Annotated in this window: 23 protein-coding genes; 13 read left to right on the top strand and 10 right to left on the bottom strand. The window is 70.0% G+C overall.

What is annotated here, in order from left to right:
• Nucleotides 1-89: 89 nt before the first annotated feature.
• The 4 genes from rplI to rpsF all read right to left on the bottom strand — a co-directional run bounded on the left by rplI (nucleotide 90) and on the right by rpsF (nucleotide 1,790).
• Nucleotides 90-536, bottom strand: a complete 447-nt coding sequence (rplI, locus tag AC07A6_RS06400; RefSeq protein ID WP_007265256.1) for a 50S ribosomal protein L9 — start codon at nucleotides 534-536, stop codon at nucleotides 90-92.
• 18 nt (nucleotides 537-554) lie between these two features.
• Nucleotides 555-791 carry a 30S ribosomal protein S18 gene (rpsR, locus tag AC07A6_RS06395; RefSeq protein WP_005315025.1) on the bottom strand — a complete coding sequence of 79 codons (237 nt, stop codon included), beginning with the start codon at nucleotides 789-791 and terminating at the stop codon, nucleotides 555-557.
• A 42-nt stretch (nucleotides 792-833) separates the two neighbouring features.
• On the bottom strand, nucleotides 834-1,427 hold the full coding sequence (locus tag AC07A6_RS06390) for a single-stranded DNA-binding protein (RefSeq protein ID WP_478776297.1): 594 nt from the start codon (nucleotides 1,425-1,427) through the stop codon (nucleotides 834-836).
• Between the two features lie 72 nt (nucleotides 1,428-1,499).
• Complete coding sequence (rpsF, locus tag AC07A6_RS06385) at nucleotides 1,500-1,790, bottom strand: 30S ribosomal protein S6 (protein ID WP_007265254.1); 291 nt, start codon at nucleotides 1,788-1,790, stop codon at nucleotides 1,500-1,502.
• Between the two features lie 249 nt (nucleotides 1,791-2,039).
• Between rpsF and AC07A6_RS06380 the strand changes: the two genes are divergently transcribed.
• From AC07A6_RS06380 to AC07A6_RS06370, 3 genes are all read left to right on the top strand, one after another.
• Nucleotides 2,040-2,363: a hypothetical protein gene (locus AC07A6_RS06380; protein WP_362456662.1), complete on the top strand. Its 324-nt coding sequence runs from the start codon at nucleotides 2,040-2,042 to the stop codon at nucleotides 2,361-2,363.
• Between the two features lie 131 nt (nucleotides 2,364-2,494).
• Entirely contained in the window at nucleotides 2,495-3,613 is a 1,119-nt protein-coding gene (locus tag AC07A6_RS06375) for a lipid II:glycine glycyltransferase FemX (protein ID WP_007265252.1), read from the top strand.
• A gap of 34 nt (nucleotides 3,614-3,647) precedes the next feature.
• Nucleotides 3,648-4,679 carry an alanine racemase gene (locus tag AC07A6_RS06370; protein ID WP_362456666.1) on the top strand — a complete coding sequence of 344 codons (1,032 nt, stop codon included), beginning with the start codon at nucleotides 3,648-3,650 and terminating at the stop codon, nucleotides 4,677-4,679.
• A 32-nt stretch (nucleotides 4,680-4,711) separates the two neighbouring features.
• Here the strand turns inward: AC07A6_RS06370 and AC07A6_RS06365 are convergent, their stop codons facing one another.
• Together AC07A6_RS06365 and AC07A6_RS06360 are read right to left on the bottom strand one after the other, a co-directional pair.
• Nucleotides 4,712-6,196 (bottom strand): glycosyltransferase family 87 protein, encoded by a 1,485-nt coding sequence (locus AC07A6_RS06365; RefSeq protein WP_478776296.1) that lies wholly within the window; start codon nucleotides 6,194-6,196, stop codon nucleotides 4,712-4,714.
• A gap of 89 nt (nucleotides 6,197-6,285) precedes the next feature.
• On the bottom strand, nucleotides 6,286-8,877 hold the full coding sequence (locus tag AC07A6_RS06360; protein ID WP_478776295.1) for a transglycosylase domain-containing protein: 2,592 nt from the start codon (nucleotides 8,875-8,877) through the stop codon (nucleotides 6,286-6,288).
• A gap of 272 nt (nucleotides 8,878-9,149) precedes the next feature.
• Here AC07A6_RS06360 and AC07A6_RS06355 point away from each other — a divergent pair, with 272 nt between their 5' ends.
• The 3 genes from AC07A6_RS06355 (at nucleotide 9,150) to AC07A6_RS06345 (ending at nucleotide 12,252) form a co-directional block, all read left to right on the top strand.
• Nucleotides 9,150-9,752, top strand: a complete 603-nt coding sequence (locus tag AC07A6_RS06355; RefSeq protein ID WP_007265248.1) for a PadR family transcriptional regulator — start codon at nucleotides 9,150-9,152, stop codon at nucleotides 9,750-9,752.
• 51 nt (nucleotides 9,753-9,803) lie between these two features.
• Nucleotides 9,804-10,886, top strand: a complete 1,083-nt coding sequence (locus tag AC07A6_RS06350) for an inositol-3-phosphate synthase (RefSeq protein ID WP_125595634.1) — start codon at nucleotides 9,804-9,806, stop codon at nucleotides 10,884-10,886.
• Between the two features lie 103 nt (nucleotides 10,887-10,989).
• Nucleotides 10,990-12,252, top strand: coding sequence for an MFS transporter (locus AC07A6_RS06345; RefSeq protein WP_362456678.1), 1,263 nt, complete (start codon nucleotides 10,990-10,992; stop codon nucleotides 12,250-12,252).
• Nucleotides 12,253-12,305: 53 nt separating this feature from the next.
• On the opposite strand, the gene AC07A6_RS06340 is transcribed toward AC07A6_RS06345, so the two are convergent.
• Nucleotides 12,306-13,757: a CCA tRNA nucleotidyltransferase gene (locus AC07A6_RS06340; RefSeq protein ID WP_478776294.1), complete on the bottom strand. Its 1,452-nt coding sequence runs from the start codon at nucleotides 13,755-13,757 to the stop codon at nucleotides 12,306-12,308.
• 186 nt (nucleotides 13,758-13,943) lie between these two features.
• Here AC07A6_RS06340 and AC07A6_RS06335 point away from each other — a divergent pair, with 186 nt between their 5' ends.
• The 7 genes from AC07A6_RS06335 (at nucleotide 13,944) to trxA (ending at nucleotide 23,462) form a co-directional block, all read left to right on the top strand.
• Nucleotides 13,944-16,211 (top strand): DUF6049 family protein, encoded by a 2,268-nt coding sequence (locus AC07A6_RS06335; RefSeq protein ID WP_362456684.1) that lies wholly within the window; start codon nucleotides 13,944-13,946, stop codon nucleotides 16,209-16,211.
• 46 nt (nucleotides 16,212-16,257) lie between these two features.
• Nucleotides 16,258-18,441 (top strand): murein biosynthesis integral membrane protein MurJ, encoded by a 2,184-nt coding sequence (gene murJ / locus AC07A6_RS06330; protein ID WP_478776293.1) that lies wholly within the window; start codon nucleotides 16,258-16,260, stop codon nucleotides 18,439-18,441.
• Nucleotides 18,442-18,558: 117 nt separating this feature from the next.
• On the top strand, nucleotides 18,559-20,256 hold the full coding sequence (locus AC07A6_RS06325) for a protein kinase family protein (RefSeq protein ID WP_478776292.1): 1,698 nt from the start codon (nucleotides 18,559-18,561) through the stop codon (nucleotides 20,254-20,256).
• Between the two features lie 25 nt (nucleotides 20,257-20,281).
• Nucleotides 20,282-20,983 carry an RNA polymerase sigma factor SigM gene (gene sigM, locus AC07A6_RS06320; protein ID WP_362456692.1) on the top strand — a complete coding sequence of 234 codons (702 nt, stop codon included), beginning with the start codon at nucleotides 20,282-20,284 and terminating at the stop codon, nucleotides 20,981-20,983.
• Nucleotides 20,980-21,951: an anti-sigma factor family protein gene (locus tag AC07A6_RS06315; protein ID WP_478776291.1), complete on the top strand. Its 972-nt coding sequence runs from the start codon at nucleotides 20,980-20,982 to the stop codon at nucleotides 21,949-21,951. The genes sigM and AC07A6_RS06315 overlap by 4 nt, the downstream gene beginning before the upstream one ends.
• 147 nt (nucleotides 21,952-22,098) lie before the next feature.
• Nucleotides 22,099-23,058, top strand: a complete 960-nt coding sequence (gene trxB, locus AC07A6_RS06310; protein ID WP_007265239.1) for a thioredoxin-disulfide reductase — start codon at nucleotides 22,099-22,101, stop codon at nucleotides 23,056-23,058.
• 65 nt (nucleotides 23,059-23,123) lie between these two features.
• The gene (gene trxA, locus AC07A6_RS06305; RefSeq protein WP_125595665.1) at nucleotides 23,124-23,462 is read left to right on the top strand and encodes a thioredoxin; all 339 of its coding nucleotides are present in this window, start codon (nucleotides 23,124-23,126) and stop codon (nucleotides 23,460-23,462) included.
• A 93-nt stretch (nucleotides 23,463-23,555) separates the two neighbouring features.
• On the opposite strand, the gene AC07A6_RS06300 is transcribed toward trxA, so the two are convergent.
• The 3 genes from AC07A6_RS06300 to AC07A6_RS06290 all read right to left on the bottom strand — a co-directional run bounded on the left by AC07A6_RS06300 (nucleotide 23,556) and on the right by AC07A6_RS06290 (nucleotide 26,443).
• Nucleotides 23,556-24,179 (bottom strand): GNAT family N-acetyltransferase, encoded by a 624-nt coding sequence (locus tag AC07A6_RS06300; protein WP_362456700.1) that lies wholly within the window; start codon nucleotides 24,177-24,179, stop codon nucleotides 23,556-23,558.
• An 87-nt stretch (nucleotides 24,180-24,266) separates the two neighbouring features.
• Nucleotides 24,267-25,346, bottom strand: coding sequence for a ParB/RepB/Spo0J family partition protein (locus tag AC07A6_RS06295; RefSeq protein WP_478776290.1), 1,080 nt, complete (start codon nucleotides 25,344-25,346; stop codon nucleotides 24,267-24,269).
• Nucleotides 25,343-26,443: a ParA family protein gene (locus AC07A6_RS06290; RefSeq protein ID WP_362456706.1), complete on the bottom strand. Its 1,101-nt coding sequence runs from the start codon at nucleotides 26,441-26,443 to the stop codon at nucleotides 25,343-25,345. Before AC07A6_RS06290 ends, AC07A6_RS06295 begins: the two co-directional genes overlap by 4 nt.
• Between the last annotated feature and the right edge of the window lie 46 nt (nucleotides 26,444-26,489).

Genomic DNA, 26,489 nt, shown 5'->3' with positions numbered 1-26,489 from the left:
AGGGATGTTTCACGTGAAACATCCCCCGGAGCATCCCGGGAACGACGAAGGGCCGCACCCCGGAGGGTGCGGCCCTTCATGCGCTGCCCTTAGGCGGCGACGACCTCGATGCCCACGTTCGCGACGACCTCGGCGTGCAGACGCACGGAGACCTGGTACGAACCGAGGGTCTTGATCGGGGAGCCCAGCTCCACGCGACGCTTGTCGACCTTCGGGCCACCGGAAGCCTCGACCGCAGAAGCGATGTCGGCCGGGGTGACGGAACCGAAGAGGCGACCGGCGTCACCCGCGCGGGTGGCCAGACGGACCTTCACGCCCTCGAGCTGGGCCTTGACCTCGTTGGCCTGCTCGATGGTCGCGATCTCGTGGATCTTGCGGGCGCGGCGGATCTGCGCCACGTCCTTCTCGCCACCCTTGGTCCAGCGGATCGCGAAACCACGCGGGACCAGGTAGTTGCGAGCGTAACCGTCCTTGACGTCGACGACATCGCCGGCGGTGCCGAGGCCGGAGACCTCGTGGGTCAGGATGATCTTCATTAGTCGGTCACCCTTTCCTTATCGCGCGGTGGACGTGTAGGGCAGCAGCGCCATCTCACGGCTGTTCTTCACGGCCGTGGCGACGTCACGCTGGTGCTGCGTGCAGTTGCCGGTAACGCGGCGGGCACGGATCTTGCCGCGGTCGGAAATGAACTTCCGCAGCATGTTCGTGTCCTTGTAGTCCACGTACGCGGTCTTGTCCTTGCAGAACGCGCAGACCTTCTTCTTAGGCTTGCGCACAGGCGGCTTCGCCATTGTGTCTCTCCTGTGTGATCAAGAAGTTTGGATGGAGCTGCCCTAGAAGGGCGGCTCGTCCGAGTAGCCGCCGCCGGAGCCGCCGGAGCTTCCGCCCCAGCCGCCACCGCCGCCGCCCTGCTGGCCGCCGGCCGGCGCGCTGGACGCCCACGGGTCGTCGGAGGGAGCTCCGCCGCCCTGGGGCCCGTTGCTGGGGGCTCCGCCCCAGCCGCCACCGCCGCCGCCCTGCTGCTGCTGCTGACCGCCGCCGTATCCACCCTGGCCACCGCGACCGGTGGTCTTGGCGACCTTGGCCGTGGCGTTCTTCAGGCTGGGGCCGACTTCCTCGACGTCCAGCTCGTAGACCGTGCGCTTGACACCCTCACGGTCCTCGTAGGACCGCTGCCGCAGCCGGCCCTGCACGATGACGCGCATGCCCCGCTGAAGGGACTCGGCGACGTTCTCCGCCGCCTGCCGCCACACCGAGCAGGTCAGGAACAGGCTCTCGCCGTCCTTCCACTCGTTCGTCTGACGGTCGAAGGTGCGGGGGGTGGACGCGACACGGAACTTCGCGACCGCCGCACCCGAGGGGGTGAAGCGCAGCTCGGGGTCGTCGACGAGATTGCCGACGACCGTGATGACGGTCTCGCCTGCCATGGATGAACCTCTCGGCGGGGATTGCTGCTGGGCTGCTGTGCTACTCGGTCCCGATTACCGCTGAACCGGAGTTCAGTGGGTCTCGGGGCGGAGGACCTTGGTCCGGAGAACCGACTCGTTCAGGTTCATCTGGCGGTCGAGCTCCTTGACGACCGCAGGCTCGGCCTGCAGGTCGAGGACCGAGTAGATGCCCTCGGGCTTCTTCTTGATCTCGTAAGCGAGACGACGACGGCCCCAGGTGTCGACCTTCTCGACCTTTCCGTTGCCCTCACGGACGACGGAGAGGAAGTTCTCGATCAGGGGGGCGACAGCGCGCTCCTCGAGATCGGGGTCGAGGATGACCATCACTTCGTAGTGACGCATGTGGAACCCACCTCCTTTGGACTCAGCGGCCACGGTCGTTCCGTGGCAGGAGGGTCGTGATGCGTGTGCACGGCGTCCGAGAGCAGACACCGCGCAGCTGTACAGACTACCTGCTCGCGTCCTTCCGGTTGAAATCCGGCAGGGGAGGGCCACAATCTGTATCCATCGGGTGTGTCCGGTGCCGTGCCCCCGCCCCAGGCCGGAAGCGGTGCCGCGCACCGCTCTGCGTCAGCCAGGAGGTGCCTTCCGATGGCACAGGCAATGCACGGCCAGTCTTCGCGCCCGCCGATCTCGCTCCTTTCCACCGACGGCAAGCCCCACCCGGTCCAGGACACCCTGATGGTGGCCACCCTGGTCCTCGGCGCCGTGGCGTTCGTCACTGCGTTCTTCCACAATCTGCACCTGCTCAGCTCCTGGGCCGGGCTGATCGGGATCGGGACCGGGCTGTACGGACAGTTCATCTCCGCCACCACCCGCGAACGCTTCGCGCTGATCATCGGCCTTGGCGCGTCTGCCATCGGCTTCATGCTCGGAATGGCGCACGGCGGCCTCTTCGGCGGCTGGCTGGGCTGACCGGGGGACCTCCGCGGCGGGGCGCCGGCCTCCCTTCGGCCCAGGCACCGGCCTGTCCCCCAGATGGGTGGCGCCACCGTCGCAGTAGGCTTCGCGCCATAGCAGCGAAGCCGCCGGAGGAGACACCCCGCATGAGCCTGTCCCTGAGCACCATCAGCCGAGAGCAGCATCTGGCGTACCTCCAGAGCCTGCCTTCGGCTAGCCACTGCCAGGTCCCGGCATGGGCCGACGTCAAGAACGAGTGGCGTTCGGAGAACCTCGGCTGGTTCGACAAGAACGGCGAACTCGTCGGTGTCGCGCTCGTGTTGTACCGCCAGCTGCCCAAGGTGAAGCGGTACCTCGCGTACCTCCCCGAGGGCCCGGTCATCAACTGGTACGCCCCGAACCTGGACGAGTGGCTCCAGCCGATGCTGGCCCACCTCAAGCAGCAGGGCGCCTTCACCGTGAAGATGGGTCCGCCCGTCGTCATCCGCCGCTGGAACTCGGCCGCCATCAAGGCCGGCATCCAGGACCCCGAGGTCAAGCGCCTGCGCGACGTCGAGGCCTCGCACATCGAGCCGCGCGCCTTCGAGGTGTCCGACAAGCTGCGCCGCATGGGCTGGCAGCAGGGCGAGGACGGCGGCGCCGGCTTCGGCGACGTCCAGCCCCGCTACGTCTTCCAGGTCCCGCTGGCCAACCGCTCCCTGGACGACGTCCTGAAGGGCTTCAACCAGCTGTGGCGCCGCAACATCAAGAAGGCCGAGAAGGCCGGCGTCGAGGTCGTCCAGGGGGGCTACGAGGACCTGCCGACCTGGCAGTACCTCTACGAGATCACCGCCGAGCGCGACAAGTTCCGCCCGCGCCCGCTCAGTTACTTCCAGCGCCAGTGGACGGCCCTCAACTCCGAGGACCCCAACCGCATGCGCCTGTACATCGCCAAGCACGAGGGTGAACCGCTGGCCGCCGCCACGATGATCACTGTCGGGCAGCACGTCTGGTACTCGTACGGCGCCTCCGCGAACCACAAGCGCGAGGTCCGCCCCTCGAACGCGATGCAGTGGCGCATGCTGCGCGATTCGTACGCGCTGGGTGCCAGCGTCTACGACCTGCGCGGCATCTCTGACACGCTGGACGAGAACGACCACCTGTTCGGCCTGATCCAGTTCAAGGTCGGTACGGGCGGCGAGGCCGTCGAGTACGTCGGCGAGTGGGACTTCCCGCTCAACAAGGTGCTGCACAAGGCGCTCGACATCTACATGTCGCGCCGCTGACCCAGCTGTTTTTCGAGAGAGGTTCCGGACGGGCATGGCGCTCACGCTCTACGTCGACACCGCGCGCTGGCGTGCGCACCAGAAGCAGATCACGGACCAGTTCCCCGGTCTGATCCCGGTCTGCAAGGGCAACGGCTACGGCTTCGGCCACGAGCGGCTGTGCGAGGAGGCGACCCGGATGGGCGCCGACATCCTGGCCGTCGGCACCACGTACGAAGCCGCGAGCATCAAGGACCACTTCGGCGGCGACCTGCTCGTCCTCACCCCGTTCCGGCGGGGTGAGGACCCGGTGCCGCTGCCCGACCGGGTGATCCGCTCGGTGGCCTCGGTGGACGGGGTCCGCGGCCTGGTCGGGGCCCGCGTGGTCATCGAGTGCATGAGCTCGATGCGCCGCCACGGCATCTCCGAGCAGGACCTCGGCCTGCTCCAGTCGGCGATCGAGGACGTCCGGCTGGAGGGCTTCGCCCTGCACCTGCCGCTGGACCGCCCCGACGGCTCGGACGCCGTCGAGGAGGTCATCGGCTGGATGGACCGGCTGCGCGCGGCCCGGCTGCCGCTGCACACCATGTTCGTCAGCCACCTGCGGGCCGAGGAGCTGGCGCGGCTCCAGCAGCAGTTCCCGCAGACCCGCTTCCGGGCCCGCATCGGCACCCGCCTGTGGCTGGGCGACCACGAGGCGACCCAGTACCGGGGCTCGGTCCTGGACGTCACCCGGGTCGCCAAGGGCGACCGCTTCGGCTACCGCCAGCAGAAGGCCGCCTCCGACGGCTGGCTGGTCGTGGTCGCGGGCGGCACCTCCCACGGTGTGGGCCTGGAGGCCCCCAAGGCCCTCCACGGGATGATGCCGCGCGCCAAGGGCGTCGCCCGGGCCGGTCTGGCCACGGTCAACCGGAACCTGTCGCCCTTCGTCTGGGCGGGCAAGCAGCGCTGGTTCGCCGAGCCGCCGCACATGCAGGTGTCGATCCTGTTCGTGCCCTCGGATGCGACCGAGCCGAAGGTGGGCGACGAGCTGGTGGCCCACCTGCGCCACACCACGACGCAGTTCGACCGGGTGCTCGACTCCTGAGCCGGCCCCCGTGACCGGGCCGGCCGGCCCGGTCAGTCCCTGGGGTCCACGCCCCAGGCGACCCGCTGTCCCTCCGAAGGCGCCGCGTACCGCGGCGCCTTCGCCTTTTCCGAGAGGGTGAAGACGTCCTCGGCCCCGTCCAGGACGCCGCCGGAGGGGTCGTCCGAGCCGTCGCGCCGCACGACGTCGCGCTCGGGCAGCAGGATGTCGCGTACGACGACGGCGCACAGGTACAGCGTGGCCAGCAGGTGGGCGGTGATGGCCAGCTGGTAGCCCTCCAGGGGCAGCCCCTGGTGCTTGTCCCCGCTGGTCGTGTAGGCGAGGTAGAACCAGATCCCGAGGAAGTAGGCGATCTCGCCCGCCTGCCAGATCAGGAAGTCCCGCCAGCGGGGGCGGGCCAGCGCGGCGAGCGGGACCAGCCACAGCACGTACTGCGGCGAGTACACCTTGTTGGCCAGGATGAACGCGGCGACGACCAGGAAGGCCAGCTGGGCGAAGCGCGGGCGCCTGGGGGCCGTCAGGGTGAGCAGCCCGATGGCGAGGCAGAGCAGGAGGGTGAGCCCGGTCGCGTAGGTGTTGGCCCCTTCGAGGGGGTTGCCGGTGCGCTGGGAGATCAGCAGCCAGACGGAGCCGAAGTCGATGGGCCGCTCCTGACTGAACTCGTAGAACCGCTTCCAGCCGTTCCAGGCGAAGTACATGACCGGGGCGTTCACGAGGAGCCAGGACGCGGCCGCGCCGAGGGCCGCGGCGCCGAACGCCCGCCACTTCCCGGCCCGCCAGCAGAGCACGAAGAGCACGCCGAGCAGCAGGACGGGGTAGAGCTTGGCCGCGGTCGCCAGGCCGATGAAGACGCCGGCGAGCAGGGGCCGGCCTCGCGACCACATCAGCATCGCGACGGCGGTGAGGGCCACGGCCGGCAGGTCCCAGTTGATGGTGGCGTTGAGCGCGAAGGCCGGTGCCAGGGCGAGGAGCAGGGCGTCCCAGGGCCTGCGGCGGTGGGTGCGGGCGACGCAGACGGCGATGACGGCGGCGCAGGCCATCAGCATGCCCGCGTTGACCATCCAGTACATCTGCTCGCGGTGCTGGACGGATCCGGCGGTGGGCGTCATCCAGGCGGCGACCTGCATGAAGGCCCCGGTGAGCACCGGGTACTCCAGGTACTTCATGCCCCCGTACTTCGGGTCGGTCACGATGTCGGGGAACTGGTCGCGGTAGGGCACGAGGCCTTCGGCGAAGCCGCGGGCGGAGTACAGGTGCGGGATGTCGGAGTAGCAGGCGTGGGTGTACTGCGAGCCCGCTCCCCGGAACCATGCCCAGTCGTAGCACGGCAGCTTCTGGGCCATGCCCAGCGCGAACATGCCGAGGACCACCAGGACCACGACGCGGACCGGGCTCAGCCAGTGGCCGCCCAGCCGGGCGCGGCGTCCGACCGGTCCCCCGATGAACTCGCTGCCGGCGGCGGCGACCTCGTCGTGCTGGGTGGGCGGTACGGGACGGTCCTCGTGCACCTTGGTCATGGCGCCCATCCTGCCGTACCGCGGCGTACACGGGGGAGGGCCGCCGCACGGTGTGCGACGGCCCTCTCGGGTGCGGTACGGGGACCGGGTCAGCCGGAGGCGCCCATGATGCTGCCCCAGTTGCTCGATCCGCCCGGGCGGCCGGGACGCGTGGACGGGGACGGCATGGTGCTGGTGCCGCCGTCCGGAGAGCCTCCGGGGCCGGTTCCGGCGTCGGTTCCCGAGTTCGTGCCGCCGGTGACCGTCGGGTCGCAGTTCAGGTTCCAGGGCCTGGGCTTGCAGCTCGGCTTGCCGTTGCCGGACGGCGACGGGGACACCGAGGGCGAGGTGCTGGGCGAGGGCGACACGGAGACGGAGGGCGACGGCACGGCCGAGGGCGTGGGCTGCGGGGCGCCGGCCGCGTCCGCGATGACGCCGATGTCCTCGGCTTCGGGGAACTGCTTGACCGGGGTCCCCTTGAGAGCCTCGCGCATGTACTCGGTCCAGATGGCCGCCGGGATGTCACCACCGTGGATGGAGTCGACCCCGCCCACGTGGTTCATCGACAGGAGCTCCTTGTTCTTGGAGGTCGGGTCGTTGCGGAAGAGGGTGACCGAGGTGGACAGCTCCGGGGTGTAGCCGACGAACCAGGCCGACTTGTTCTGGTCGGTGGTGCCGGTCTTGCCGGCCGCGGGCCGGCCCAGCTTCTTCGCCTTGGTGCCGGTGCCGTTCTCGACGACGTTACGCAGGACCTTGGTGACGTTGTCCGCGATCGAGTCGTCCATGGCGCGGGACTCCTTGGGCGGCTCGAAGCCGGGTACCTCCTTGCCGCCCTGGACGACCTTCTTCACGGAGAAGGGCTCCCGGTGGGTGCCGGAGGCGGCGAAGGTGGCGTAGGAGTCGGCCATGCGGATGGCGCTGGGCGTCGAGGTGCCGAGGGCGAAGGAGGCGTTGTTGTTCTTGTCCATCGACTCCTGCAGGATCCCGGTCGCCTTCGCGACCTCGCGGACCTTGCTGTGGCCGACGTCGAAGACGAGCTGGGCGAAGGGCACGTTGATGGACTTCTCCATCGCCTCGTTGAGCGTCACGTAGCCGTACGGGTACTCGCTCTCGTTCTTCTGCCGGAACGGCTGGCCGTCGGAGCCGAGCAGTGGCTTGCCCGTCCGGTCGTTGATCACCGTGAGGTCGTCCGCGTTGTACTTGCTGTCGACCGAGATGCCCGAACCCTTGGAGTTCTGCGTGCCGTACTGCATGGCGGCGGCGAGGACGTAGGGCTTCCAGGTCGAGCCGACGGGGACACCGGAGGTGTTGGCGTTGTTGGCGAAGTACTTGTGGTCCCAGCCGGGCCCGCCGTACAGGGCCACGATAGCCCCGGTCTTCACGTCCACGGAGGCGGCGCCGAACTGCACGAAGGTGTCGTACTGGGGCCGCTTCTTCTCGTCGAGGAAGTCGTTGCGGGTGTCCTCCACCGCCTTGACCAGGGCGTCCACCCTGGGCTTCTCGAAGGTGGTGGTGATCGTGTAGCCGCCGAGCGCCATCTTCTCGGCGGTGATGCCGGTGGTCTTCATGACGTACTGCTTGGCCACCTCGACGAGGTAGCCGGTCTGGCCGGACATCCCGCGGGCCTGCTCGGAGTCCACCCTGGCGGGGAACTCCTTGTACTTGTCCCGCTCGGACTGCGCCATGCGGCCGACCGCGACCTCGCGGTCGAGCACCCAGGCCCAGCGGAGCCGGGCGCGCTTCTCGTTGGCCTCGGGGGTGGCGGCGGGACCGATGCCGCCGTCCGGGTTGTAGAGGTTCGGGCCCTTGAGCATGGAGGCGAGGAAGGCGCTCTCGGACGGGTTGAGGTCCTTGGCGTCCTTGCCGAAGTAGGCCCGGGAGGCGGCCTGGATGCCGTAGGCGTCCCGGCCGTAGTAGGCGGTGTTCAGGTAGCCGGCGAGGACGACGTCCTTCTCCTCGCTGACCCCCAGCTTGATCGCGATGAAGAGCTCCGTGACCTTGCGCTTGAGGGTCTGTTCGGAGTCGAGGTAGGTGTTCTTGACGTACTGCTGGGTGATGGTCGAGCCGCCCTGGGTGGAACCGCCCGTGGCCATGTTCACCACGGCGCGCGCGATGCCCATCGGGTCGACGCCCTTGTCCGTATCGAACGACTCGTTCTCGGCCGCGATCACCGCGTTCCGCATCGACAGGGGGATCTGGTCGATCGGGACGATCTGCCGGTTCGTGGTGCCGCCGGTGGCCACCATCTGGGTGCCGTCGGCCCACTGGAAGACGTTGTTCTGCGCCTTGGCGGCCTTGTTCACGTCCGGGGTGCCCACGCTGGCGATGCCGATGCCGGCACCCGCGAAGATCACGGCGAAGAACCCCAGGAAGGTACCGCCGACCAGCTTCCAGGACGGCACGAAACGCTTCCAGCCGACCTTGCCGGCGCGCGGGTAGTCGATGAACCGGCTGCCGCTCTTTCCGCCCCTGCCCCCCTTCCCGCCTGCGCGGCCGCGGCCGGCGGGGCCCCGCTGGGCAGCCCGGCGGGCATCGGCTCGGCTCGCGTGCGGCCCGGCTTCCGCATAGGGTCCGCCGGGCGGCGCCGCGGGGACGTCACGGCCGGGTCCGGCACCACGGCCGGGGTGCTGCGGGGCAGCCCTGCGGGGCGCGGCGCGGCCGCCGCCCTGGGGCTGCGGCGGTTTACGGCGGTGCTCGCTCATCGAACGACTACTCCTCGGGCAGGCGAGTGGCCTGGAAGCGGCAGGTGATTCCGGTTCCCCCCGGTGGTCCTGCCGCACAGCCTACGCACGGCCAAAACCCAACCAGTGCCGAAGTTCACCCCAAATCAGGCAACTTGCGTCGTACGAATCAGTGATGTGACGCCGGTCACCACGCCACCGCTTGTCGCTTCGAGCAGCCCGTTCTATCGTCTGGATGTATCGAGCCGATACATCAGCTCGACATAAACTCCGAAGCAGAGAGGGGGAGGCGGATGAGCAGGCGCTCCGGCATCCTCGAGTTCGCCGTCCTCGGCCTGCTTCGTGAATCCCCCATGCACGGTTACGAGCTCCGCAAGCGGCTCAACACCTCGCTGGGGGTGTTCAGGGCGTTCAGCTACGGGACTCTCTACCCCTGCCTCAAGACTCTGGTCGCGAACGGCTGGTTGATCGAAGAACCGGGGAACGCCCCGGAAGACGCTCTCGCCGCTTCACTCGCAGGGCGCCGCGCCAAGATCGTCTACCGGTTGACGGCAGCAGGTAAGGAGCACTTCGAAGAGCTCCTCTCCCACACCGGCCCCGACACATGGGAGGACGAGTCCTTCGCCGCCCGCTTCGCCTTCTTCGGTCAGACCGAGCGGGACGTGCGGATGCGGGTACTGGAGGGCCGTCGCAGCCGGCTGGAGGAGCGCCTGGAGAAGATGCGCGCCTCGCTCGCCCGTACACGGGAGCGCCTGGACGACTACACGCTCGAACTACAGCGGCACGGTATGGAATCCGTCGAGCGTGAAGTGCGCTGGCTCAACGAGCTCATCGAGAGCGAGCGGGCGGGACGGGATCGGAGACGACCCGGACCGCCCGACGAAACTGCAAAGTGAGGCCTGTATCTCGCAGGCCTCGTTTCCGAGAACAAACAGGGAGCAACCGGAATGGGTTCGGTTCGCGTAGCCATCGTCGGCGTGGGCAACTGCGCCGCCTCGCTGGTGCAGGGCGTCGAGTACTACAAGGACGCCGACCCGGCGTCCAAGGTCCCCGGTCTGATGCACGTCCAGTTCGGCGACTACCACGTGGGTGACGTCGAGTTCGTCGCCGCTTTCGACGTCGACGCGAAGAAGGTCGGCCTCGACCTCTCGGACGCCATCGGCGCCAGCGAGAACAACACCATCAAGATCTGCGACGTCCCGAACTCGGGCGTGACCGTCCAGCGCGGCCACACCTTCGACGGCCTGGGCAAGTACTACCGCCAGACCATCGAGGAGTCCGCCGAGGCCCCGGTCGACGTGGTCCAGATCCTCAAGGACCGTCAGGTCGACGTCCTCGTCTGCTACCTCCCGGTCGGTTCCGAAGAGGCCGCGAAGTTCTACGCCCAGTGCGCCATCGACGCCAAGGTCGCCTTCGTCAACGCCCTCCCGGTCTTCATCGCCGGCACCAAGGAGTGGGCTGACAAGTTCACCGAGGCCGGCGTCCCGATCGTCGGCGACGACATCAAGTCCCAGGTCGGCGCCACCATCACGCACCGCGTGATGGCGAAGCTGTTCGAAGACCGCGGTGTCCGTCTCGAGCGCACCATGCAGCTCAACGTCGGCGGCAACATGGACTTCAAGAACATGCTCGAGCGCGAGCGCCTGGAGTCGAAGAAGATCTCCAAGACGCAGGCCGTCACCTCGCAGATCCCCGACCGTGATCTCGGCGAGAAGAACGTCCACATCGGCCCGTCCGACTACGTCGCGTGGCTCGACGACCGCAAGTGGGCCTACGTCCGCCTCGAGGGCCGCGCGTTCGGCGACGTCCCGCTGAACCTCGAGTACAAGCTCGAGGTGTGGGACTCCCCGAACTCCGCCGGTGTCATCATCGACGCCCTGCGCGCTGCGAAGATCGCCAAGGACCGCGGCATCGGCGGCCCGATCCTGTCGGCCTCCAGCTACTTCATGAAGTCCCCGCCGGTCCAGTACTTCGACGACGAGGCCTACGCGAACGTCGAGAAGTTCATCAAGGGCGAGGTCGAGCGCTAGTCGCCCCAAGGGTCCTCCGGACACCTGGTCTTCGACCGCTCTTCCACCGAGGGTCCCCGGACGATGTGTCCGGGGACCCTCGGTGTGTGTGACCCTTGCCCTCATGCCCGTCGTAGGTGATCTGCGCGTACTCCTGCGCCTGAGGGACTTCCGCAACCTGCTCGCCGTGCGGCTGTTCTCGCAGGCGGCCGACGGCGTCTACCAGGTCGCGCTCGCCACATACGTGGTCTTCTCCCCCGAGAAGCAGACCTCGCCGGCGGCCATCGCCTCGGCCATGGCGGTGCTGCTGCTGCCCTACTCGGCCATCGGACCCTTCGCAGGGGTGCTGCTGGACCGGTGGCGCCGGCGCCAGGTCTTCCTCTACGGAAACCTGCTGCGGGCCCTGCTCGCCTGTGTGACCACCGTGCTGATCGTCGTCCACGTCCCCGACTGGCTCTTCTACGCCTCGGCCCTGTCCGTGACGGCGGTCAACCGCTTCGTCCTCGCCGGGCTCGCCGCGTCCCTGCCCCACGTCGTCAGCGCCGACCAGCTGGTCACCGCGAACGCCCTCTCACCCACCGCCGGCACGCTCGCGGCGGTCGCCGGAGGCGGGCTGGCCTTCCTCGTCCGGCTGCTGGCCTCGGGATCCAACGCCCTCGTTGTCCTGCTCGGCGCCACCCTCTACCTGTGCGCGGCCCTGGTCTCCCTCCGCCTGGCCATCGGGCTCCTGGGGCCCGACCACCGGGGCGGGCCCGAGCATCCCTCGCTCCTCGAAGGAATCGCCCTCACGGTCCGGGGCATGGCCGACGGCCTCAGGCACCTGGCCGGCCGCCGGGAGGCCGCGCGGGCGCTGACCGCGATGACCCTGATGCGGTTCTGCTACGGCGCCCTGACCGTGATGCTGCTGATGCTCTGCCGCTACTCCTGGTCGGACAACGAGTCCGACGGGCTGGCCCTGCTGGGTATCGCCGTCGGGGTGTCCGGGGCCGGATTCTTCGCGGCCGCCCTCGTCACCCCCTGGCTGGTGCACCGTCTCGGGCCGCTGGGCTGGATCGTCGTCTGCGCGGCGGCCTCGGCCGTGCTGGTGCCCGCGCTCGGGCTCTTCTTCGCGCCCGGACCGATGCTCGTCGCCGCCTTCGTCCTCGGCCTCGCCACCCAGGGCGCCAAGATCTCCACCGACACGGTCCTGCAGTCCCGGGTCGACGACGAGTTCCGGGGCCGGGTCTTCTCCGTCTACGACGTGCTCTTCAACATCGCCTTCGTCGGGGCGGCCGCCGTGGCCTCCCTCATGCTCCCCGCCAACGGCCGGTCCGTCGCCCTGCTCGTCAGCGTGGCCCTGCTCTACGCGGCCACGGCCGGCTTCCTGCGGCGGCGACGTTTCACGTGAAACACGAACGGTGGCGATGTTTCACGTGAAACATCGCCACCGTGGACCATGCATCAGGCCTGGGGAGCCTGGGCCGCCCACCACTCCTTGAGGGCCGCGACCGCAGCCTCGCGGTCCATCGGGCCGTTCTCCAGCCGCAGCTCCAGCAGGAACGCGTAGGCCTTGCCCACCGCCGGGCCGGGGCCGATCTCCAGGATCTGCTGGATCTCGTTCCCGTTCAGGTCGGGGCGGATCGCGTCCAGCTCCTCCTGCTCCTGGAGCTGCGCGATGCGCTCCTCCAGGCCGTCATAGGTGCGGGACAGCGCGTTGGCCTTGCGCTTGTTGCGCGTGGTGCAGTCCGACCGGGTCAGCTTGTGCAGCCGGTCGAGCAGCGGGCCCGCGTCGCGGACGTAGCGCCGGACCGCCGAGTCCGTCCACTCGCCGTCCCCGTACCCGTGGAAGCGCAGGTGCAGCTCCACCAGCCGGGACACGTCCTTGACCATCTCGTTGGAGTACTTCAGCGCCGTCATGCGCTTCTTGGTCATCTTCGCGCCGACCACCTCGTGGTGGTGGAAGGAGACGCGGCCGTCGCTCTCGAAGCGGCGGGTCCGGGGCTTGCCGATGTCGTGCAGCAGGGCGGCCAGCCGCAGCACCAGGTCCGGGCCGTCCTCCTCCAGGTCGATCGCCTGCTCCAGGACGATCAGCGAGTGGTCGTAGACGTCCTTGTGCCGGTGGTGCTCGTCACGCTCCAGCCGCAGGGCAGGCAGCTCCGGCAGGACCCGGTCGGCGAGACCGGTGTCCACCAGCAGGCCCAGGCCCTTGCGGGGGTGGGCGGACAGCAGCAGCTTGTTCAGCTCGCCCTGCACGCGCTCGGCCGAGACGATCTCGATCCGGTCGGACATCGCCTTCATGGCCGACACGACCTCCGGCGCAACCTCGAAGTCCAGCTGCGCGGCGAACCGTGCCGCGCGCAGCATGCGCAGCGGGTCGTCGGAGAAGGAGTCCTCCGGGGTCCCGGGCGTCCGCAGCACACCGGCGGCCAGGTCCTCCAGGCCTCCGTGCGGGTCCACGAACTCCTGCTCCGGGAGGGCCAGGGCCATGGCGTTGACGGTGAAGTCCCGGCGGACCAGGTCCTCCTCGATGGAGTCGCCGTAGGAGACCTCGGGCTTGCGCGAGGTCCGGTCGTACGCCTCGGAGCGGTACGTCGTGACCTCGATCTGGAACCCGTCGCGCTGCGCCCCGACGGTGCCGAAGGCGATGCCGACGTCCCAGAGCGAGTCCGCCCATGGCCGCATGATCTTCAGTACGGCCTCGGGGCGCGCGTCGGTGGTGAAGTCGAGGTCGTTGCCGAGACGCCCGAGCAGCGCGTCGCGGACGGACCCGCCGACCAGGGCGAGGCGGAAGCCAGCCTCCTGGAACCGGCGTCCGAGCTCGTCGGCGACAGGAGCGACCCGCAGCAGTTCACTGACCGCGCGGCGCTGCACCTGACTCAGGGCACTGGGGTTGTCTTCGTTGGCGTTCGGCACAACAGAAAAGGGTACGTGGCCCGCCCGGCGCGGGCTCCCCCGTTTCACCGCCACCCCGCCGTCGGCGGCCCGGGAAGCGGAACCGATCGTGTGGAGCAAGGCGCGGCACTCGCGCACAGCGCGCCTCGTTACCATGCGTGGACGCAGAACCGACGACCACTGACACTTCGAGGGACGGGCGAACGCGTGGCCGATGCGGCAGACATCCAGGGGGCGGCCTCCGCCCCTGCCCGGCGCCGCTGGCTGCGGCGGGCAGTGGTCCTGCTCAGCGGGACACCGGTGCTGGCCGCCCTGATCTACGCCCCCGCCCCGGCCGCGCACGCGGCCGATTCCCCGGTCGACGTCCAGCTGACCGAGGTGTCACCGAGCGCTCCGGTCAAGAGCGACACCCTCACGATCTCCGGCACCGTGGTCAACAACGGCTCGGAGACGATCAAGAACGCCCATGTGGGGCTGCGGGTCGGGCCCAGGCTTGGGGACCGGTCGGCGATCGGCGAGGTGTCGGACCGCAAGGGGTTCCGTCCCGGAGTGGACCCGGGGGAGATCGACTCGGCCTTCGCCGTGAAGTTCGACTCGCTGACCTCCAAGGTCGGCCAGCAGTTCACGATCAAGGTGCCGGTGAACAAGCTGGACCTGGGCGCGGACGGGGTCTACCAGCTCGGCGTCTCCCTTTCCGGGTCGACCGACAGCCGCCCGCACGAGCAGGTCCTGGGCATCCAGCGGACCTTCCTGCCCTGGCAGCCGGACCCGGCGGCCAAGCGGTCCTCGCTGACCTACGTGTGGCCGCTGATCTCCACCACGCACGTCACGGCGGAGACCGGCTCGGACGAGCTCCAGACCCCGGTCTTCCTCGACGACTCCCTCGCGGACGAGCTGCGGCCGGGCGGCCGCCTGGAGCGCATGGTCGCGCTCGGCAAGGACCTGCCCGTCACCTGGGTCATCGACCCCGACCTGCTCACCGCGGTCGACGCCATGACCAAGGGCTACCGGGTCCGCAGCTCCAACCCGGACGGCAAGCCCGTGCAGGGCAGGAACAGGGCCGTCGCCGAGCAGTGGCTGAGCGCCCTGGAGACCGCCGTACAGGGCAAGAAGGTCGTCGCGCTGCCCTTCGCCGACCCCGACATCGCCTCCCTCGCCCACCACGGCAAGGACGTCTCGGGCACCCTGGGCCAGCTGCGGCCCGCCACCGACAAGGCGAAGCAGGCCGTGGAGACGGTGCTGCACGTCCCCGCCTCCACCGACTTCTCCTGGCCGGTGGACGGCGCCATCGACCCCGCGATCGTCAACGTCGCCACCTCGGCCGGCGCGCACAACGTCCTGGCCCGCAGCGACAGCCTGCAGGAGACCGGTGCGCTCGGCTACACCCCGACGGCCGCCCGTCCCATCGGTGCGGGAACCACCGCCGTGGTGGCCGACGCGGACCTCTCCACCGCCTTCGAGGGCGACATGGCCACCGCCGGCAGCTCCACGCTCGCCGTGCAGCGGTTCCTGGCCCACAGCCTCGCCCTGAACCTGCAGAACAGCGACGAGCCGCGCAGCTACGTGGTGACCCCGCAGCGCCGGCCGACCGCCAGCCAGGCGGATTCGATGGCCGTCGCCCTGCGCGGGCTCCAAGCGGCCCGCTGGACCCAGCCCTCCGACCTGGAGGCGGCGGCCGCGGCGAAGCCCGACCCCGGCGCCGCGACCCAGGTGCCGGGCGCCGGCCAGTACCCGGAAGCACTGGCCAAGCAGGAGCTTCCGGTGTCCGCCTTCGAGAAGATCCGCACCACGCAGAGCACGCTCGACCACTTCAAGGTCATCCTCTCGGCGCCGGACCGCGTCGAGATCCCCTTCGGCAACACCACGAACCGGGAGATGTCGACCTCCTGGCGGGGCCGCCCCGAGGAGGCTGCCGCCTACCGCGACCAGGTGCAGGCCTACCTGATCGGGCTGACCGACAAGGTGAAGGTCGTCCCCAAGTCCGACGCCACCCTGTCCGGCCACAGCGCGACCATTCCCGTCAGCGTCCAGAACAGCCTCGTCCAGGACGTCCACAACCTCGTGCTGCGGGTGAAGTCCGCCAACCCGACCCGTCTGATGTTCGGCGACAGCGGCGAAGCGGAACAGGAAGTCACCGTTCAGGGCGGTCACAGCCAGACGGTAAAGTTCACCGCCAACGCCACCGCGAGTGGTCCGGTCGAGGTCAGCGCACGCCTGTACACCAAGGACGGCGTGCCGTACGGCAAGGAACGCAAGTTCACGGTCGAGGCCACCGAGATCACTCCCACCGTCATGCTCGTCATCGCCGGCGGTGTGCTCCTCCTCGTTCTGGCGGGCATCAAGATGTACGCCAGCCGCAAGCGCGTGGCCGCGCGAGCGGCCGCGGAGGAGGGCACGCAGCCGAGTGACGAGTCCACGGACACCGGACCGCAAAGCACCGAGGGGTCCGGCACGGGTGAGACAGTGGACCGTTGAGCGATGCCGTGGCCGTTCGGCCTGGGGACGATGAGGTGGGGTTGCGATGAACGCGCCGTACAACGGTGACCGCGCGCAGGGCACTGGCGGGCCTACGCCCTCCCAGGGCACTGCCCCGGGCGCTCCGGTGCCCGGGCAGGTTCCGGCGCCCGCGCCCGCACAGGACCACGACCCGTACGTCCAGGACGCCTACGACTACGACCCCTACCGGTCGCAGGACCTGTCGGCGCAGGACCCGGTGACCGAGGCCCTCTACGACCGGGCCTCGCACCCCCCGCCGCCGCCGGGCACCTACCAGGAGGCCGGTCCGCTCTACGGGGCTCCCCAGGCCCCCTCGGGCGCCCCCGACCCGCACATCTGGGCCCAGACCCCGCCGCCGGAGCCGGACGGCCCTTCCCGCCACCTGCCCTACGGCGACCACGCGGCGACGACGCAGTTCGTGGGAGTGGACTCGCTCGTGACCCGGGCGTCCGAGGAAGAGCCCGAGCCCGACGCCTTCACGCACCTCTACCGCGACCAGCAGGCCGCCCCCGGCGCCGCCGGCCCGTCCGCCGAGGACGCACCGGTCGCGGCCCCGGCACCGGCCAAGCCCGCCGGCAAGGCGGCCGGCCTGCTCAAGTCCAGCGCCCTGATGGCGGCCGGCACGATCGTCTCCCGCATCACCGGCTTCGGCCGCACCCTGGTGATCGCGGGTGCCATCGGCGTCGCCACCCTCAACGACTCCTACCAGGTCGCCAACACCCTGCCGACGATGATCTACGTCCTCGTCGGCGGCGGCGCCCTCAACGCCGTCTTCATCCCGCAGCTCGTGCGCGCGATGAAGAACGACGACGACGGTGGCGAGGCCTACGCCAACCGCCTGCTCACGCTCGTCATCACGCTGCTCGGCGCGGTCACCACCGTCTGCGTGCTCGCGGCCCCGCTGTTCATCCGCATGATGTCCCCGACGATCGCCGGCGACCCCAAGCGCCTCGACGTGGCGGTGGCCTTCGCCCACTACTGCCTGCCCACGATGTTCTTCATGGGCGTCCACGTGGTGCTCGGTCAGATCCTCAACGCCCGGGGCCGGTTCGGCGCGATGATGTGGACCCCGGTCCTCAACAACATCGTCGTCATCGCCACCTTCGGCGCCTTCATCTGGGCCTTCGGCGGCTTCACCACCTCCGGTGTCTCGGAGGCGACCATCACCGCCGAGGGCGTCCGCCTCCTGGGCATCGGCACCCTGCTCGGACTCGCCGTCCAGTCCCTCGCGATGCTGCCCTACCTGCGCGACGCCGGCTTCAAGCCGCGCCTGCGCTTCGACTGGAAGGGCCACGGCCTCGGCAAGGCGGCCGGCCTGGCCAAGTGGACGTTCTTCTTCGTCCTCGCCAACCAGATCGGCCTCGTCGTCGTCACCCAGCTCGCCACCGCGGCCGGCACCGCCGCCGAGAAGATGGGCCACGGCGGTACCGGTATCACCGCCTACAACTACGCGCTGCTGCTGTGGCAGATGCCGCAGGCCATCATCACCGTCTCCGTCATGACGGCCGTCCTGCCGCGCATCTCCCGTTCCGCGCACGACGGCGACGCCGCCGCGGTCCGCGACGACATCTCCTACGGCCTGCGCACCTCGGCCGTCGCCATCGTGCCCTGCGCCTTCGCCTTCCTCGCGCTGGGCGTCCCGATGGCCACCCTGCTCTACGCCAGTGCGGGCAAGGACGCCCTGAACATCGGCTACATCCTGATGGCCTTCGGCCTCGGCCTGATCCCCTACTCGGTCCAGTACGTGGTCCTGCGCGGCTTCTACGCCTACGAGGACACCCGGACCCCCTTCTACAACACGGTCATCGTCGCGGCGGTCAACGCCGGTGTCTCCGCCCTCGCCTATTTCGTGCTCCCGGCGCGCTGGGCCGTCGTCGGCATGGCCGCCGCCTACGGCCTCGGCTACGTGGTCGGCGTCGGCGTGGCCTGGCGCCGCCTCAAGGCCCGTCTCGGCGGGGACCTCGACGGCGCCCACGTCATGCGCACCTACACCCGCCTGATCGGCGCGTGCGTCCCGGCCGCCGTGGTGGCCGGCGCCGCCGCCTACGGGGTCATGCAGGTCCTGGGCAGCGGAGCCCTCGGTTCCCTCGCCGCGCTGGTCGCGGGCGGCATCGCCCTGGTAGCCGTGTTCCTCCTCGCCGCCAAGCGGATGCGGATCGAAGAGCTCAACTCCATGGTCGGAATGGTCCGCGGACGTCTGGGGCGCTGATGCGCACAACCGTCACCCCCCTTCGTGTGTCGTGCATAGCGGCGGACTGTGGGCACAATTGGCATGGCTTCGCAGACTGGCCGACAGCGCGCAACGGATGGGGAGGCAGGGACGACGGTGGCGGAACGTAGCACGGCTGCCGTCGACGTGGCCCACAACAGCGGCGAGCAGCCGCTGGCCGCAGATGCGGCCAAGGCCACGGCCGACGGGGTGGACGCCAAGAACGGAAAAGCCTCGGACGGACCCGTTCCCGAGAAGGACGGCGAGCGCGCGACCGCGGCACCCGCGGCCGCGCCGGAACTGCACAGCGGGCACAAGCTCGCGCGGCGCTATCGCCTGGAGGAGTGCGTCACCCGTCTGGACGGGTTCAGCAGCTGGCGCGCCATGGACGAGAAGCTGCGCCGCGCGGTGGGCGTCCACCTGCTGCCCGCGGACCACCCCAGGGCCCGCAGCGTCCTGGCCGCCGCCCGCTCCTCCGCCCTGCTCGGCGACCCCCGGTTCGTACAGGTCCTCGACGCCGTGGAGGAGAACGACCTCGTCTACGTGGTCCACGAGTGGCTGCCCGACGCGACCGAGCTGACCTCGGTCCTCGCCGCCGGCACCCTCGAGCCCCACGAGGCCTACCAGCTGGTCAGCCAGGTCTCCCAGGCCATGGCCGCCGCCCACCGCGAGGGCCTGGCCCACCTGCGCCTGACGCCCAGCGCAATACTGCGCACCTCCACGGGCCAGTACCGCATCCGCGGCCTCGCCGTGAACGCCGCCCTGCGCGGCATCACCAGCGACACCCCGCAGCGGGCGGACACCGAGGCCATCGGCGCGCTGCTGTACGCCTCCCTCACCCAGCGCTGGCCCTACGAGAACGACGCGTACGGCCTGCGCGGCCTGCCCAAGGGCGTCGGCCTGCTCGCCCCCGACCAGGTCCGCGCGGGCGTCCACCGGGGCCTCGGCGAACTCGCCATGCGCGCCCTCGCCAACGACGGCGCGACCGCGTCCCGCCAGGAGCCCGCCTGCACCAGCCCCGAGGAGCTGGCCAAGGCCGTCGCCGAGATGCCCCGCATCCGGCCGCCGGAGCCCGCCTTCACCGCGCCTCCGGAGTACCAGCACACCACCTACCAGCAGGGCACCTACGGCCGTCCCGCGCCGGTCGGCCTGCCGACCGCCCAGGCGGTCCAGCCCGTCCCCCCGCCGCCGCTGCAGAGCCGCACCGGGCGCGCCCTGAAGTGGGGCGTCGCCGCCCTGCTGATCGTCGCCCTGGGCCTCGGCAGCTGGCAGCTGGCCGACTCCCTCCTGGAGCACGGCAAGTCGGGCGGTGACAACACCCAGACCCAGCAGCAGGGCCCCAACGACGCCGCTCCGAAGAAGGAGCTCGCGCCGCTCTCCATCAAGGGCGCGAAGGAGTACGCGCCGGACGGCGTCCCGCAGACCGCGGGCGACGTCGGCAAGACGTACGACGGGGACCCGTCCAGCTACTGGCGGACCAAGAGCTTCTCCGACGGCCCCAAGATCGTGATCAAGCCCGGTGTCGGGATCGTCTACGACCTCGGCTCGGAGCAGGAGGTCAGCGAGGTCTCGATAGCGCTGAGGTACCCGGGCGACCACACCACCCTGACGCTCTACGCGGCGGAGTCGGCCGACTCGAAGAAGAAGATCACGGGCACGACCACCAAGGACAGCAGCGTCAAGCTGACCGTGGAGAAGCCGGTCAAGACCCGCTACGTGCTCCTGTGGATCACGGCCATGCCGTACTCGCCCCAGGACGGCTACAGCCGCGAGGGCTACAAGCAGGGCATCACGGACGTGCAGTTCAAGGGCTGACGCAGGCAGGGGAGGGAGCTCACCGTTGGACGACGCCGCGACCGGCGAGCACAGCGACCAGGATCTCCTTTCCCTGCACGTCGCCGGCGATCCCGACGCCTTCGGGGAGCTCGTACGGCGCCACCGCGACCGGCTCTGGGCCGTCGCGCTGCGCACCCTCGGCGACCGCGAGGAGGCCGCCGACGCCGTCCAGGACGCCCTAGTCTCCGCCTACCGGGCCGCCCACACCTTCCGGGGCGATTCCGCGGTCACCACCTGGCTGCACCGGATCACCGTCAACGCCTGTCTCGACCGCGCCCGCAAGGCAGCCTCCCGCCGGACCTCTCCCCTAGACGACACGGACCGCCTGGAGCGGCTGCTGGAGCCCCATGAGTCCGCCGAGGCACCCGCGGAGCGCCAGGACCTCCACCGCCAGCTCCTGGCCGCCCTCAGCACCCTCCCGGCCGAGCAGCGGGCCGCCCTCGTCCTCGTCGACATGCAGGGGTACCCCGTCGCCGACGCTGCCCGCATCCTCGACGTCCCCACCGGCACGGTGAAGAGCCGGTGTGCGCGGGGCCGGGCCAAACTCCTCCCGATGCTCACTCATCTGCGCACGAATGCCGGGGATAACACCACCTCGGAGCGGGGAAGGAACCGGACGCCGGGGACAGCCGTCCCACCTGCGGCAGACCCCAGGAATCCAGAACCGGATCCAGACGCTGTGAAGGGCGGAGGTGGACGACCGTGAGCCCCTCGACCGGCATGACCGGCACTGCCGGCACGACCTGGCACCCCGAGGTCTCGGAGATCTCCGACCTCACCGAAGGGCTGCTCTCCCCCTCCCGTACCGCCGAGGTGCGCAGCCACCTCGGGAACTGCGCGCTGTGCGCCGACGTGCTCGCCTCCCTGGAGGAGATCCGCTCCCTCCTCGGCACCCTCCCGGGGCCGCCGCGCATGCCCTCGTCCATCGCCGGCCGGATCGACGCGGCCCTTGCCGCCGAGGCGCTCCTCGACTCGACGACTCCCCGGGCCGAGGCCGCCGTCTCCGCACCACGTCCCGCAAGCGATGTTTCACGTGAAACATCGCCGACGACCACGGGCGGCTCGGGGCGGAGCGAGGCCCACCGGCCCACCGGTCACCCGTCTGGCCCAACCGGTCCCGGTCGTCGTCGCGCCCGGCGCCGGATCGCCGTCCTCACCGGGCTGGCCGGGGCGGCCGCCTGCGCGCTCGCCGTCATCCTCTTCAACGGACTGGGCGGCACCGGCTCGCACGACACCGCGACGCGCAATGACACGGCGAGGTCCTCCGCCGACTCCGCGACCCCCGGCGAGTACACCGCCCAGGGGCTCCGCCAGAGCGTCCGGCAGCTGCTCGCCGGCGAAGCCGCGGCGAACACCCCGAAGACCGCACCGGCTGAGACCGACAGGAGCATGGGGCTGCAGGAGACCTCCCCCGGGCTGGCTCCCGCCGACCGGCTCGCCTCTCCGGAGCCGGCCCCGGTCCCACCCTGCGTCCAGCAGGGCACCGGCCGCACCGAACCTCCGGTCGCCTCCGAGCGCGGCAGCTACCAGGGCACTCCCGTCTACCTCCTCGTGCTGCCCCATCCGGGGGACCCCGCCCGGGTGGACGCGTATCTCGTGCCCGCCGGCTGTGCGGACAATCCGGCACAGACACCGGACAAGCCCCTACTGACCAGCACATATCCCCGCAACTGACGGGATCACGGGGTGGCCCGCCGCGCGTTGCGGGACTGGAGGGGCCAAGCGGGGAATGTGCGCGCCGTAGGATCCGTTGGGTGGGGTGAGAGTCCGCACCGGCCCCCGGTAGGCAGCACGAAGTCCGCAGAGACGAGGAAAGAACCCGTGAGCGACGTACGAAACGTGATCATCATCGGCTCCGGGCCGGCCGGTTACACGGCCGCCCTGTACACCGCACGCGCTTCGCTCAACCCCCTGGTCTTCGAAGGTGCCGTCACCGCCGGCGGCGCGCTCATGAACACCACCGAGGTCGAGAACTTCCCCGGCTTCCGGGACGGCATCATGGGCCCGGACCTCATGGACAACATGCGCGACCAGGCCGAGCGCTTCGGCGCCGAGCTCGTACCGGACGACGTCGTCGCCGTGGACCTCACCGGTGAGATCAAGACCGTCACGGACACCGCCGGCACGGTGCACCGCGCCAAGGCCGTCATCGTCACGACCGGCTCCCAGCACCGCAAGCTCGGTCTGCCCAACGAGGACGCCCTCTCCGGACGCGGTGTCTCCTGGTGCGCCACCTGTGACGGGTTCTTCTTCAAGGACCAGGACATCGCCGTCGTCGGCGGCGGCGACACCGCGATGGAGGAGGCCACCTTCCTCTCCCGGTTCGCCAAGTCCGTCACGATCGTCCACCGCCGTGACAGCCTGCGCGCCTCCAAGACCATGCAGGACCGCGCCTTCGCCGACCCGAAGATCAAGTTCGCCTGGGACAGCGAGGTCGCCGAGATCCACGGCGAGCAGAAGCTCTCCGGCCTCACCCTGCGCAACACCAAGACCGGTGAGACCTCCGAGCTGCCCGTGACCGGCCTCTTCATCGCCGTCGGACACGACCCGCGCACCGAGCTGTTCACCGGCCAGCTCGACCTGGACGACGAGGGCTACCTCAAGGTCGACGCCCCCTCGACGCGCACCAACGTCACCGGTGTGTTCGGCGCCGGCGACGTCGTGGACCACACCTACCGTCAGGCGATCACCGCGGCCGGCACCGGCTGCTCCGCCGCCCTCGACGCGGAGCGCTTCCTCGCGGCGCTCTCGGACGCCGAGCCGGCGGCCGCGACCGTCTGACCCGGCTCCGTCCGACCCGGCTCCATCCCCACACCCCACACCCCGTAGAAAAGAAGGAGGCCGCAGTGGCCGGCACCCTCAAGAACGTGACCGACGCGGACTTCGACGACGTCGTCCTGCGCAGCGACAAGCCCGTCCTGGTGGACTTCTGGGCCGAGTGGTGCGGCCCGTGCCGCCAGATCGCGCCTTCGCTGGAGGCGATCGCCGCCGAGCACGGCGACCAGATCGAGATCGTGAAGCTCAACATCGACCAGAACCCGGGCACCGCGGCCAAGTACGGCGTCATGTCCATCCCGACCCTGAACGTCTACCAGGGCGGCGAGGTCGTGAAGACCATCGTCGGTGCCAAGCCCAAGGCCGCCATCCTGCGCGACCTGTCGGACTTCGTCGAGGTCCAGGCCTGATCAGCCGCTCCGCGCGGTCGGCAGTGACCACGTGAAACGGGGCCGCCCCTGAAGGGGCGGCCCCGTTCGCATGTCCGGCGGGCCCGGACGCGCTCACAGCGGGCGAAGGGCCGGTTCCTTGCGGGCCCGGGCTCCGCCCAACAGGCGGTCCAGGGCCAGCTCCACGTCTTCCTTCCACGACAGCGTCGTGCGCAGCTCCAGCCTCAGCCGCGGGTGGGACGGGTGGGGACGTACGGTCTTGAAGCCCACCGACAGCAGGTGCTCGGCCGGCAGCAGACAGGCGGGCCGCTCCCAACGCGCTTCACCGAACGCCTCGATCGCCTTGAACCCCCGTCGCAGCAGGTCCTTCGCGACCGTCTGGACCATCACCCGCCCCAGGCCCTGCCCCTGATACCCCGGCATGATCCATCCGGTGATCAGCTGCACCGCGTCCGGGGAGACCGGGCTCGTCGGGAAGGAAGCGGCCCTCGGCACATAGGCGGGCGGGGCGTACATCACGAACCCGACCGGGACCTCGTCCACGTAGACCACACGGCCGCAGGAGCCCCAGTCGAGGAGGACGGACGAGATCCAGGCCTCTTTCTCCAGCTCCGGAGTACCCGCCTTCACGGCGGCCTCGCCGGTGACGGGATCCAGCTCCCAGAACACACAGCTCCGGCAACGCCTGGGCAGGTCCTGGAGGTTGTCCAGCGTAAGCGGTACCAGCCGACGACCCATGCCCACATCGTAAGCACTGCCCCCTGCTTCTTCGAGTGTGGACATCTCGAAGAAGCAGGGGGCAGCGAGGCGCACGAGCCCGGGGTACTACTCCCCGGAGAGGCCCTGTTCGAGGACGCGGCCCTCACCCGGGGCCAGCGTTCCCAGGATGCGCTCCAGGTCCTCCATCGAGGCGAACTCGACGGTGATCTTGCCCTTCTTCTGGCCCAGATCCACCTTCACCCGGGTCTCGAAACGGTCGGACAGACGGGTCGCCAGTTCGCTGAGCGCCGGGGAGACGCGGGCCCCGGCACGCGGGCCCTTGGGCTTCACGGTGCTCGACGGCTCCGAGCCCATCAGCTGGATGATCTCCTCGACCGAGCGCACCGACAGCCCCTCGGCCACGATCCGCTCGGCGAGACGGAGCTGCTCCCCGAAGTCCTCCACGGACACGAGCGCCCGTGCATGACCCGCCAGCAGCACGCCGGAGGCCACCTTGAGCTGCACGTCGGGCGAGAGCCTCAGCAGCCGCAGAGTATTGGTGACCTGCGGACGCGAGCGCCCGATCCGGTCCGCCAGCTGGTCGTGCGTGCAGTTGAACTCCTTGAGGAGCTGGTCGTACGCGGCAGCCTCCTCCAGCGGGTTCAGCTGCACGCGGTGCAGGTTCTCCAGGAGGGCGTCCAGCAGGAGCTTGTCGTCGTCCGTCGCCCGGATGATCGCGGGGATGGACTCCAGCCCCGCCTGCCCGCAGGCGCGGAAACGGCGCTCGCCCATGATCAGCTCATAGCGGCCGGGATCCGTCTCCCGGACCACCACCGGCTGGAGCAGGCCCACCGTCTGGATCGAGGTCACCAGCTCGGCCAGCGCGTCCTCGTCGAGGTGCTGCATGTTGCGCGGCTGCTTCGGGTTCGGCGAGATCGCGTCCAGCGGAAGCTCCGCGAACGTCGCTCCCGCCACCTCGTTGCTCGCCGGCTGGACCGCCGCCGTCTCCACCGGCACCGTTTCACGTGAAACATCCGCCTGGACCAACGCGGCGAGCTTCGCCGCGGCGATCCCCCGCTCGGACTGGAGCACCGGCACCGCCGACGGGTTCGTCGACCCGGTACCCACCACCGGCGTCTTCTCCTGGGGAGCGGACGGAATCAGCGCGCCGAGCCCCCGCCCCAGACCCCTACGTCGCTCGCTCACTGGATCCCCTCCGCCACACTCTGCGTGCTGTTCATGCCCGCGCCCAGATGGGCGTGCTGGGCGTCGTAATGGATTCCGGCCCCCCGCAGCGCGATCTCCCTCGCTGCTTCCAGGTAGGAAAGGGCGCCGCTGGAACCCGGGTCGTACGTGAGAACCGTCTGCCCGTAGCTCGGAGCCTCGGAGATGCGCACCGACCGCGGGATGCTCGTACGCAGCACCTCCTTGCCGAAGTGGGTGCGCACCTCGTCCGCCACCTGTGAGGCCAGCCGCGTCCTGCCGTCATACATCGTCAGCAGGATCGTCGAGACGTGCAGGGCCGGGTTCAGGTGGGCCCGCACCAGGTCGACGTTGCGCAACAGCTGCCCCAGACCTTCCAGCGCGTAGTACTCGCACTGGATGGGGATCAGCACCTCCGCGCCGGCCACCATGGCGTTCACCGTCAGCAGGCCCAGCGAGGGCGGGCAGTCGATGAGGATGTAGTCGAGCGGCTGCTCGTACGCCTGGATCGCCCGCTGGAGACGGCTCTCACGGGCCACCAGCGACACCAGCTCGATCTCCGCGCCGGCGAGGTCGATCGTGGCCGGGGCGCAGAAGAGCCCCTCCACGTCCACCACCGGCTGGACGACCTCCAGCAGGGGCCGGCTGTCCACGAGCACGTCGTAGATGGACGGCACGTCCGCGTGGTGGTCGATGCCCAGCGCGGTGGAGGCGTTGCCCTGCGGGTCGAGGTCGATGACCAGGACGCGCGCACCGTGCAGGGCCAGAGAGGCCGCCAGGTTCACGGTCGTCGTGGTCTTGCCGACGCCGCCCTTCTGGTTGGCCACGACCATGATCCGGGTCTGTGCGGGCCGCGGCAGGGCGGCGCCGGTGTGCCCCAGGGACTCGATCGCCTGCTGGGCGGTGCGGGCGAGCGGGGTGTCCTCGATGTCGTCGTTGTCCACGAGGGGCGGGGACGATGTTTCACGTGAAACATCCTCACCCGGCGATTCAGAGCGGGGACCGGGGACCGGATCGGCCATCGGCCCCGCGAGGTTGGCGTCGGACCGCACGGTGTCACTCTCCTCGGCAGCGGGCTCGCGATGAACAGAGCCTGCCATGCCACCCGGGTCGCGAACCAGCGGGGCCCGTACTCCTGTGGATGAA

It is taken from the genome of Streptomyces sp. NPDC044002 (assembly GCF_056434525.1).
The sequence above is the reverse complement of the archived record's forward strand: the minus strand, read 5'-3'. Positions and strand labels throughout refer to the sequence as shown.